Genomic DNA, 9,730 nt, shown 5'->3' with positions numbered 1-9,730 from the left:
AAGCGATAAAGCTAAAAGCCACTTTTTCATTTTTTCTCCTTATAACTTGAATGTCGAGTACCATTGTACAAAGTAATCAAATAGGGAGAGTGCAATTTGTTGATTAATTTTTAATCAATGTACAGTATAAAATAAAAAACAGGATTTTTTGCATTATATAAGGATGAGATGGAAAGAGGATTTCAAAGCCAAAGCTTTGAAATATAATAAGATGGTTTAGATAGCGTCGCTATCCGTTTCGCCCGTACGGATACGGATAATTTTATTGATGTCACTAATAAAGATTTTACCGTCACCGATTTTTCCGGTGCGTGCTGCTTCAACAACAGTGTTCACTACTTGATCCACCATTGCCTCATCCACTACCATCTCCATTTTAATCTTTGGAAGAAAGTCTACGACATACTCTGCACCGCGATATAACTCGCTGTGCCCTTTTTGTCGTCCGTACCCTTTTACTTCACTTACCGTCATTCCGGTAATCCCAATCTCCGCCAGTGCGTCTTTTACGTCTTCGAGTTTAAATGGTTTGATAACCGCTTCAATTTTTTTCATTAATACTGAACTCCATAATCACGATGTCTAAGATATATTGTAACCTTATTTAACTAATTTATCAAATGAAATAGATTTTAGACTTTAAGGCTCGTTCGGATATAATCAGCCATATTATCTTCACTTTTGGGGACTGCATGAACGATCTGCTTGACAACAGCGAAATAAATGACATTAATATAGAAGACACACTCAAGAGCAGTTATCTTGATTACTCGATGAGTGTTATCATTGGCCGTGCCCTTCCTGACGTCCGAGACGGTCTTAAACCGGTTCACCGCCGTATTTTGTACGCGATGGATAAATTGAGCCTCTCAGCGGGTGCCAAATACAAAAAATCGGCTCGTATCGTCGGGGACGTTATCGGACAGTACCATCCGCACGGTGACACTTCCGTTTACGATGCACTCGTACGTATGGCACAGCCGTTCGCAATGCGTACACCGCTGGTAGACGGTCAAGGTAACTTTGGTTCAGTCGATGGAGACAGTGCAGCAGCAATGCGTTATACCGAAGCGCGAATGACCCGCTATGCGGGAGAACTTCTCAAAGATCTTGAAAAAGATACCGTTGATATGATCGAGAACTACGACGGCACCACTTTTGAGCCTGAAGTCCTTCCTACACGTGTCCCGAACCTTATCATAAATGGTTCATCAGGGATTGCCGTCGGTATGGCAACTAATATCCCTCCCCATAATCCGAATGAAGTTTTGAGTGCACTCGTTTATCTGATGGATAATCCGAATGCCTCTCTCATTGATATTATGCAGTTTATCAAAGCTCCTGATTTTCCAACCGGTGGAACTATCTATGGTAAAAAAGGGATTTTAGATGCTTATGAGAGCGGTCGTGGTCGTATCCGTATCCGTGCCAAAACACACATCGAGAAAAAATCGAACAAAGACGTTATCGTCATCGATGAACTTCCCTATCAAGTCAACAAAGCCCGTTTGATCGAAACCATTGCCGAATTGGTCAAAGACAAATTTATCGAGGGGATCAGCGAGATTCGCGACGAATCCGACCGTGAGGGAATCCGCGTCGTTATTGAGCTCAAACGTGATGCAATGAGTGAAATCGTCCTCAATAACCTCTATAAATCGACCAATATGGAAACCACATTCGGGATTATTATGCTCTCAGTCTTCAACCAAGAGCCAAGAGTATTTACTCTTCTTGAAATGCTGGGTCACTTTATCAATCACCGTAAAACGGTCATTATCCGCCGTACTATTTTCGATCTTGAAAAAGCAAAAGCGCGTGCCCATATCTTGGAAGGTTTGAAAAAAGCGCTCGATCATATCGAAGCAATTATCAAACTAATTAGAGCAAGTTCTGATGGTGAAGGGGCTAAAAACGGTCTTATTTCTGAGTTTGGTTTCTCTCCGATCCAAGCCCAAGCGATCTTGGATATGCGTCTCCAACGTCTTACCGGCTTGGAACGTGATAAAATCGAAAATGAGCTCAAAGAGATTTTGACACACATTGATTATCTTGAAAGTATCCTCCGCAGTGAAGAAGTTCTAAAAGGAATCATCAAAGGGGAGTTTGTCGAGCTTGTTGAGCAATTCAACATTCCTCGCGTTACCGACATCGAAGATAACTATGATGACATAAATATCGAAGATTTGATCCCTAACGAGCCGATGGTTGTCACCATTTCTCACCGTGGATACATCAAACGTGTACCTCTCGTTGCGTATGAAAAACAAATCAGAGGCGGTAAAGGCAAAATCGCCGTAACCACGTATGATGATGACTTCATCGAGAAATTCTATACGTGTAACACTCATGATACCTTGATGTTCGTGACCGATCGCGGACAGCTCCACTGGCTCAAAGTATACAAAATTCCTGAAGGCTCTCGTACTGCCAAAGGTAAAGCAGTTGTTAATCTCATCAACCTCGAAGCGGATGAGAAAATTCGCTCCATCATCCCGACAACCGATTTTGATGAAAACAAATCATTGGTATTCTTTACCGAAAACGGTGTTGTTAAACGTACGGCACTTAGCGAATTCTCAAATGTTCGTAGCAACGGTGTCCGTGCAATCGTTCTCGATGATGATGACGCACTCATCACGGCACACATCGCAAATGAAGAGACCAAATACCTCTTTATTGTGACGAAATATGCGCAATGTATCAAATTTGAAATCGAAAAAACTCGTGATCAGGGACGTAGTACCCGTGGTGTACGTGGTATCAAATTCAAAATCGAAGGCGATGTTGTCGTTGATGCCAACATCATTAAATCCGATGAAGAAGAGATTTTAATGGTGAGTGAAAAAGGGATTGGAAAACGTACTACGGCAGAAGAGTACCGCCTCACTAACCGTGCAGGAACCGGTGTCATCGCGATGAAACTCAATGCTAAAACCGGAACGACCGTCGTAGGCTGTCTCATGGTGGATGAAACTATGGATATGATGGCTCTCACCAAAGCGGGCAAAATGATCCGTGTCGATATGCAAACGATTGCCAAATCAGGACGTAATACCAGCGGCGTTTATATCATCAAAGGGGATGATGTTGCGAGTATTTCCCGTTGTCCTAAAAAAGAGGATGAGGAAGAAGAAAGCGAAGAAGGTGAGAATACTTTAGTATTGGAATAGTATTTGCTCTGTATTGGGTAATTATTCCAAACCTACCCGAAGGAACCCAAATGCGAATCTCTGCTCTTCTTGCACTGCTTCTCACCGTTCCCGCACTTAACGCGGGATTTTTTAACAGCGATGCATCTTCCGATACTAAAGTAAAATGTGTTTACAGCGGTACGGACGGTCATTGTGTTGAACCCATTTTAAAATCCCAAAATGAACTTGTCATCACCGTAACCGGTCAAGGTATCGCTCCATCGGTTACCGCTTCACCTGCCCAAGCGTATGCATTGGCAAAACGTGCCGCGATGGTGGATGGATACCGTCTGATCGCTGAGCGAGTAAAAGGGGTTCAAGTCGAGGGTCAAGACACCATCAAAAATATGATGTTGCAACAATCCAGTACGAAAACATCGGTTGAAGCACTCGTTCGCGGGGCTAATGTTACTAACACTTCATTTAAAGAGGGTCTGTGCGAAGTCGAAATGGAAATTGCCCTTTCATATTCACGAGTCTTGCACTAATCTCGACTCTCTGCACGGGAGCTGATAACTATTATATAGGGTATCGGTTCGCTACCAAAAATACCCAAGCTATCAACGAAACTCTCTCCATCTCCAAAGCGATGAAGCCTTGTAACAAATTTACCGATTCACCACTATTACTCTTAAAACGCCTCCCCAATGAAAAACTAGAAACCCTCTTAGAGCGTGAGCAAAGTGCCTTTATTGAATTTGCCGCTTCCCAAGAGCTACGTGTGAAAAGCAACGATACCCTCAATAAAGCTCAAATCCAAACCCTAAACTCCCTCACTCTTCCTACAAGGTGCTATGCAGTCGAGTTTAATGATGACTCTGTTACAATAACCCCAACTAAATAGTGGGCGGGTTGTAGATGAAAATTGCGATTGTTGAAGACGATATCAATATGCGTAAATCGCTTGAAATAGCGATGAGCGACTATGAAAAATACGAAATTCATACCTTCAAAAACGCACGTGATGCCCTCAAAAAACTCGATGACACCTTTGAACTCGTAATCAGTGATATCAATATGCCGGGGATGGACGGAATCGAATTCGTCAAAACTCTCGGAGGGAAATACGAGGTGATCATCATCACCGGCAATGCCACCCTCACCCGTGCCATCGAATCAATCCAACTCGGGGTTAAAGATTTTCTTCTCAAACCCTTCGAGATTGAGACGTTAGTCACCGCTATCGAGAGAACGGCTACCCTCGCCAAAAAATCACCAAAATCTTCCTCAACAGAGCTCGCGAAAAGTGACAATTTTTTAGGTTCCTCTCCTGTTCTTGATCAACTCCTCGGTCGCATCGCCAAAGCGGCTATTACCGATGCAAGCATGATGCTCTTAGGGGAGAGCGGAGTAGGTAAAGAGGTTTTTGCCCGTCATATTCATGAGAGCTCACCGCGCTCAGCCAAACCCTTTATCGCGATCAATATGGCGGCGATCCCAGATAACCTAATCGAGAGTGAACTGTTCGGCTTTGAAAAAGGCTCATTCACCGATGCTACCGAAGCCAAAACCGGTCAATTTGAGTTAGCTGAGGGGGGAACACTCTTTCTGGATGAAATCGCCGAAATGCCCTATAGCCTTCAAGCCAAACTACTACGGGTCTTGCAAGAGCGTGAAATTCGTCGTCTAGGAGCCTCTAAAAACACCAAAATTGATGTTCGTATCATCTGCGCCACCAACGCCGATTTGCACACCAAAATTACGGATGGGAAATTTCGCGAAGACTTGTATTATCGCCTCAACACTATCCCTCTCAATATCCCTCCCCTGCGAGAACGTCGAGAAGAGATCCTCAGCATTGCCGAGGCTGCACTGGCACGTTCTTGTTCACAATACGGGTATGAGAGTAAATCGTTTACCACCTCAGCACGTAATGCACTCGAAAACTACAACTGGCCGGGAAATATCCGTGAGCTCATATCCGTCGTTGAACGCTCCGCTATTTTGAGCGATGGTGAGAGTATTGATACGGAAGATCTCTTTTTAGAGGCGCGAGGATTAGGTCGAATATAAGTAGGTATTCGATATAATCGCGGAAAAATATTCAGAGGCGATACTATCCCCTCTCAAGGAAAGCTTCCTATGAAACTTTATAACGTTGCTATCGTCGGTGCTACCGGTGCCGTCGGAGAAGAAATTTTACGCATTTTCGAAGAGATTGAGTTCCCACTAAACAAACTTGTCCCGTTAGCGAGTGCACGTAGTGCAGGTAATACCGTTACATTTAATAATCAAGAACTCGTTATCAAAGAGTTAACCCCTACCATTTTTGCTGAGGAAGAGATCGAAATAGCCCTTTTCAGTGCCGGCGGTAGCGTATCCGCTAAATTTGCTCCCTTTGCAGCAGAAGCAGGCGCAGTGGTGATCGATAATACTAGCCATTTCCGTATGGATGAAAATGTTCCCCTCGTTGTCCCTGAAGTAAACCCTGAAGATATTGCTCAGTGGAAAAACACGGGGATTATCGCGAATCCAAACTGCTCAACCATTCAAATGGTACAAGCCCTTAAACCGCTGGATGACGCCTACGATTTGCAACGTATCGATGTAAGTACCTATCAAGCAACTTCGGGTGCGGGTAAAACAGCAATGGAAGAGCTCGTAGAACAAATGCAAGCCTTTTTTGCCTTCAAACTCGATGACATGGAACCAAAAAAATTCCCTCACCGTATCGCACTCAACGCTATCCCACAAATCGACTCGTTCACCGACAACGGCTACACCAAAGAAGAGCTTAAAATGGTGAATGAGACCCAAAAGATTATGCACAAAGATATCGAAGTGAGTGCAACCTGTGTCCGTATCCCGACACTGCGCGGTCATGCTGAAACCCTCACCCTCACATTTGACGGTGCAGTGGATGCTAATGAGGCTCGCGAACTCTTGCGTAAGGCGCCGAATATTATTGTTATGGACGTACCGGAAGAGAGTATCTACCCTATGCCATCACTCTGTATGGATCAAAATGAAACATTCGTCGGACGTATCCGTAATGACCTTTATCGTGAGAATGTACTCCATCTGTGGGTGGTTGCCGATAACCTCCGTGTCGGTGCTGCAACTAATGCGGTACGTATTGCCCAAAAATGGGTAGAAATGCAAGGAAAATAAAGATGAAATTCTTCGAAAATCTCTTTGAACGCGGGCTTTGGAGCTCACGCTTCATCATCATCTTAGCGGTAGTATTTGGATTATTGGGTGCTGTAGTGTTATTTGCTATTGCCAGCTTTGATGTTTATTACACAACATCCTATGTCATTAATGCCTATGCAACCCATGCACACCCAGAGGGGTTTCATGAAAAAGTAGTCGGCGGTATTATCGGTGCAGTTGACTTATACCTTATCGGTGTCGTAATGATCATCTTCTCATTTGGTTTGTATGAGCTCTTTATCTCTGATATCGACCCTGCCAAAGATGAACACGGGAAAGAAAATCAACTTTTAGCGGTTCACTCTCTCGATCAGCTCAAAGATAAAATCTCCAAAGTTATCGTGATGGTTCTCGTCGTCGGCTTTTTCCAGAAAGTGGGTCATACCATATTCACAGGAGCATTAGAGCTTTTGTATTTAGCACTCTCCATCACAGCTGTTGCCGTCGGTCTTTATTTTTTGAGCAAAGTAGGTCACCATGAGTAAGATTTTCGTTGATGCCTGTTTTGGCAAAGAGACCCCTTATACCCCCGTATGGATGATGCGTCAAGCGGGACGCTATCTCCCTGAGTATATGGAAGTGCGCAAACGTGCCGGAAATTTCCTCAACCTTTGCCATGCACCCGATATGGCGGCAGAGGTGACGATCCAACCCGTCGATCTCGTCGGTGTTGATGCAGCGATTTTGTTCAGCGATATTTTGGTCGTTCCGAATGAGATGGGGATGAAACTCGATTTCATCAAAGGGGAAGGCCCTGTTTTCGAAAAACCAATCACGTCTGAAGAAGATTTGAATGAGCTTATCGGTGGCGAAGAAGCGGCATCTAAACTTACCTACGTTTATGAAACGATCAAAATTTTGCGTACTCAGCTCGATGCACGTGACGATAACAAAGCCCTCATCGGATTTACGGGAGCACCGTGGACGTTAGCAACCTACATGATCGAGGGACAAGGGACGAAAACTTACAACCTCTGTAAAAAGATGATGTACTCCAACCCTGAACTTCTTCATAAAATCCTCCGCCAAGTGACCGATGTGGTCAAACTTTACATGGAAAAACAGATCCAATCGGGGATCGATGTTGTCCAAATCTTCGACAGTTGGGCAGCAGCTATCGAGCCGAGCCGATACGATGAGTTCTCTTGGAGCTATATGGTTGAAATCGCTGAGTATTTAAAAGAGAAGTACCCTCATGTCCCCGTTATCATGTTCCCTAAAGGTATCTCTGCCTTTTTAGATAAAGTGTACGGAAATTTCGATGTATTCGGTGTTGACTGGAGCACTCCGATGGCGTTGGCGAAAGAGAAATTGGGGGATCGTTACGTCCTTCAAGGAAACATGGAGCCGTGCCGTTTATACTCAAAAGAGCAAACAACCGCGTGCGTCGAAGCGATCCAAGAGATCATGGGTGGCAAACGCCACATCTTCAATCTCGGTCACGGGATTCTCCCTGACGTTCCGGTTGAAAATGCTCAACACTTCGTCCGTGAATGCCAACGTGTGAGTAAAAAAGCTTAATCATGTCTACCATCTTCGGACCCGTGCATTCACGTCGTTTCGGAGTATCGCTCGGGATCGATCTTTCCGCATCAACGAAACAATGTAACTTCGACTGTCTCTACTGCGAGCTTGCACCTGCACCTGCCATGGCATATCAACATACTGTAACTCCCGTAGAGACCATCATTACCGATTTAAAAGAAGCGCTCGATAAACACTCCATTATCGATGTCATCACCATCACCGCCAACGGCGAACCGACGATGTATCCGCATCTAACTAAACTGATTGAACAGCTTGATACGATCAAAGACTCTATCCAAACTCTAATTCTCTCAAACAGTGCCTGCTTGAGTGATCCTACCGTATTTGATACCCTCTTAAAACTCGACCAAGTTAAACTCTCTCTCGACGCGGCTACCCCTGCTGTATTCAAAAAAATTGACCGCCCCGACGAGGGGATCGAAATCGGTATTATAATCGAAAGTATTACCCGATTTTCAAACCTCTTTGAAGGGAAACTCTTTATAGAGATATTATTTGTCAAAGGGGTCAATGACACAGCAGAAGAGGTAAAAGCACTTAACAGCGCCCTACTCTCAATCCACTGTGAACGTATCGATATCGGCACCATTGATCGTCCTCCTGCGTATGCCGTGCAGGGGCTGAGTTTTGAGGAACTCTATCTCCTCTCTCGCTCTTTTGATCCTGAGCTACCGATCCACATCGTCTCACGCACTCATACTTCAGCTAGTGTAAGCACATACAGCGACGACGATATCCTAACCACTCTCGATAAACGTCCTCTCACACAAGATGACATCCGTGCCCTTTTTGATACTGAGTCAAAACAACGCTTTGAAAATCTGCTTCGTCAGGGTAAAATCACTCAAATTGAACGTTCAAACGTAATCTTTTTCACTCCGAGTAAAAATATTGATCGAAAACGCGCTAAATAACCCCGTTTTTATTGACATCCAACTCAACATAGCGTATAATTGCGCCTCTTAAAGATTCCGAATTAGCTCAGCGGTAGAGTAGGTGACTGTTAATCACTTGGTCACTGGTTCGAATCCAGTATTCGGAGCCATTTTTGAGATTTCCCCATTGTTACATTCCGAATTAGCTCAGCGGTAGAGTAGGTGACTGTTAATCACTTGGTCGCTGGTTCGAATCCAGCATTCGGAGCCACCCCTCAATAACCTTTGTCACCCATTCAAGAAAAATATTTTATCCTTTTATTTTACTCGTCTCTGCATCATAATGATCACATCGATAATTTCGAAATCCCTCAACCATACGAACAATATTCTTAATCGGTGTTGGGTTAAACAAACGACGGATGAGATTGTTACTGACACAATCCTCACAACGACTAAGAACACAATGGATTGCATCACTCACCACTAATATAGGTTGCATTGGAGACGTTTGCAAAATATGGTCTACACATTGCTGCCCATTTTCAATCCCATGATCAATAATCACAACGTCATATTTATCTTGTTTGAAGACTATAAAAACATCACCTAATGTCGATACCGTATCGACAACACATCTTTCAATACTATCTTCTAATAGTATTTTTCGGGTTTGAAGCTGAAATCCAACTTGATCAATCATTAATATTTTCATACTGTTATTATCCCAAATGGAAGCCTCAAAATTGATTAAACCGCCCTATAACCTTTTTTGACTATAATTATAGTAATAATTTTGCAGAGGGGTCGCATGAAAGGTATTATCTTAGCAGGTGGCAGTGGAACACGACTTTATCCCATTACCAAAGGGGTGAGTAAACAGCTCGTTCCTATCTACGATAAACCGATGATCTATTATCCCCTCTCGGTTCTTATGCTTGCCGGAATTCGGGACGTTCT

The 9,730-nt window shown here is 43.8% G+C and carries 11 protein-coding genes and 2 tRNA genes; 11 read left to right on the top strand and 2 right to left on the bottom strand.

From position 1 onward, the window contains the following. Nucleotides 1-216 precede the first annotated feature (216 nt). Nucleotides 217-555, bottom strand: a complete 339-nt coding sequence (locus JZU62_RS07215) for a P-II family nitrogen regulator (protein ID WP_295013322.1) — start codon at nucleotides 553-555, stop codon at nucleotides 217-219. 137 nt (nucleotides 556-692) lie between these two features. Here JZU62_RS07215 and gyrA point away from each other — a divergent pair, with 137 nt between their 5' ends. The 10 genes from gyrA to JZU62_RS07165 all read left to right on the top strand — a co-directional run bounded on the left by gyrA (nucleotide 693) and on the right by JZU62_RS07165 (nucleotide 9,041). Next, nucleotides 693-3,173 (top strand): DNA gyrase subunit A, encoded by a 2,481-nt coding sequence (gyrA, locus tag JZU62_RS07210; RefSeq protein ID WP_295013320.1) that lies wholly within the window; start codon nucleotides 693-695, stop codon nucleotides 3,171-3,173. Between the two features lie 50 nt (nucleotides 3,174-3,223). Continuing rightward, entirely contained in the window at nucleotides 3,224-3,682 is a 459-nt protein-coding gene (locus JZU62_RS07205) for an LPP20 family lipoprotein (protein ID WP_295013318.1), read from the top strand. Then, on the top strand, nucleotides 3,631-4,038 hold the full coding sequence (locus tag JZU62_RS07200) for a hypothetical protein (RefSeq protein WP_295013316.1): 408 nt from the start codon (nucleotides 3,631-3,633) through the stop codon (nucleotides 4,036-4,038). Before JZU62_RS07205 ends, JZU62_RS07200 begins: the two co-directional genes overlap by 52 nt. 14 nt (nucleotides 4,039-4,052) lie before the next feature. Further along, on the top strand, nucleotides 4,053-5,207 hold the full coding sequence (locus JZU62_RS07195) for a sigma-54 dependent transcriptional regulator (RefSeq protein WP_295013314.1): 1,155 nt from the start codon (nucleotides 4,053-4,055) through the stop codon (nucleotides 5,205-5,207). Between the two features lie 69 nt (nucleotides 5,208-5,276). Beyond that, nucleotides 5,277-6,305 carry an aspartate-semialdehyde dehydrogenase gene (locus tag JZU62_RS07190; RefSeq protein WP_295013313.1) on the top strand — a complete coding sequence of 343 codons (1,029 nt, stop codon included), beginning with the start codon at nucleotides 5,277-5,279 and terminating at the stop codon, nucleotides 6,303-6,305. Between the two features lie 2 nt (nucleotides 6,306-6,307). Beyond that, nucleotides 6,308-6,832 (top strand): YqhA family protein, encoded by a 525-nt coding sequence (locus tag JZU62_RS07185; RefSeq protein WP_295013311.1) that lies wholly within the window; start codon nucleotides 6,308-6,310, stop codon nucleotides 6,830-6,832. Further along, nucleotides 6,825-7,868, top strand: coding sequence for a uroporphyrinogen decarboxylase (gene hemE / locus JZU62_RS07180; RefSeq protein ID WP_295013308.1), 1,044 nt, complete (start codon nucleotides 6,825-6,827; stop codon nucleotides 7,866-7,868). Before JZU62_RS07185 ends, hemE begins: the two co-directional genes overlap by 8 nt. A 2-nt stretch (nucleotides 7,869-7,870) precedes the next feature. Further along, the gene (locus JZU62_RS07175) at nucleotides 7,871-8,809 is read left to right on the top strand and encodes a radical SAM protein (RefSeq protein WP_295013306.1); all 939 of its coding nucleotides are present in this window, start codon (nucleotides 7,871-7,873) and stop codon (nucleotides 8,807-8,809) included. Nucleotides 8,810-8,865: 56 nt separating this feature from the next. Beyond that, nucleotides 8,866-8,940 (top strand) — tRNA-Asn (locus JZU62_RS07170). 26 nt (nucleotides 8,941-8,966) lie between these two features. Next, nucleotides 8,967-9,041, top strand: a tRNA-Asn gene (locus JZU62_RS07165). Nucleotides 9,042-9,080: 39 nt separating this feature from the next. Here the strand turns inward: JZU62_RS07165 and JZU62_RS07160 are convergent. Then, nucleotides 9,081-9,485, bottom strand: coding sequence for a hypothetical protein (locus JZU62_RS07160; RefSeq protein WP_295013304.1), 405 nt, complete (start codon nucleotides 9,483-9,485; stop codon nucleotides 9,081-9,083). A gap of 96 nt (nucleotides 9,486-9,581) precedes the next feature. Here JZU62_RS07160 and JZU62_RS07155 point away from each other — a divergent pair. Beyond that, nucleotides 9,582-9,730, top strand: a 149-nt coding sequence (locus JZU62_RS07155) for a sugar phosphate nucleotidyltransferase (protein ID WP_295013324.1), incomplete at its 3' end; no start/stop codon positions are given.

It is taken from the genome of Sulfuricurvum sp. (assembly GCF_019163035.1).
In the GTDB taxonomy this organism is placed as follows: Bacteria; Campylobacterota; Campylobacteria; order Campylobacterales; family Sulfurimonadaceae; genus Sulfuricurvum.
The sequence above is the reverse complement of the archived record's forward strand: the minus strand, read 5'-3'. Positions and strand labels throughout refer to the sequence as shown.

Bases quoted from the DNA above. Each gene is read 5' to 3' on its own strand.
- JZU62_RS07215 (WP_295013322.1), bottom strand. From the start codon at position 555: ATGAAAAAAATTGAAGCGGTTATCAAACCATTTAAACTCGAAGACGTA.
- gyrA (WP_295013320.1), top strand. From the start codon at position 693: ATGAACGATCTGCTTGACAACAGCGAAATAAATGACATTAATATAGAA.
- JZU62_RS07205 (WP_295013318.1), top strand. From the start codon at position 3,224: ATGCGAATCTCTGCTCTTCTTGCACTGCTTCTCACCGTTCCCGCACTT.
- JZU62_RS07195 (WP_295013314.1), top strand. From the start codon at position 4,053: ATGAAAATTGCGATTGTTGAAGACGATATCAATATGCGTAAATCGCTT.
- JZU62_RS07190 (WP_295013313.1), top strand. From the start codon at position 5,277: ATGAAACTTTATAACGTTGCTATCGTCGGTGCTACCGGTGCCGTCGGA.
- JZU62_RS07185 (WP_295013311.1), top strand. From the start codon at position 6,308: ATGAAATTCTTCGAAAATCTCTTTGAACGCGGGCTTTGGAGCTCACGC.
- hemE (WP_295013308.1), top strand. From the start codon at position 6,825: ATGAGTAAGATTTTCGTTGATGCCTGTTTTGGCAAAGAGACCCCTTAT.
- JZU62_RS07175 (WP_295013306.1), top strand. From the start codon at position 7,871: ATGTCTACCATCTTCGGACCCGTGCATTCACGTCGTTTCGGAGTATCG.
- JZU62_RS07160 (WP_295013304.1), bottom strand. From the start codon at position 9,485: ATGAAAATATTAATGATTGATCAAGTTGGATTTCAGCTTCAAACCCGA.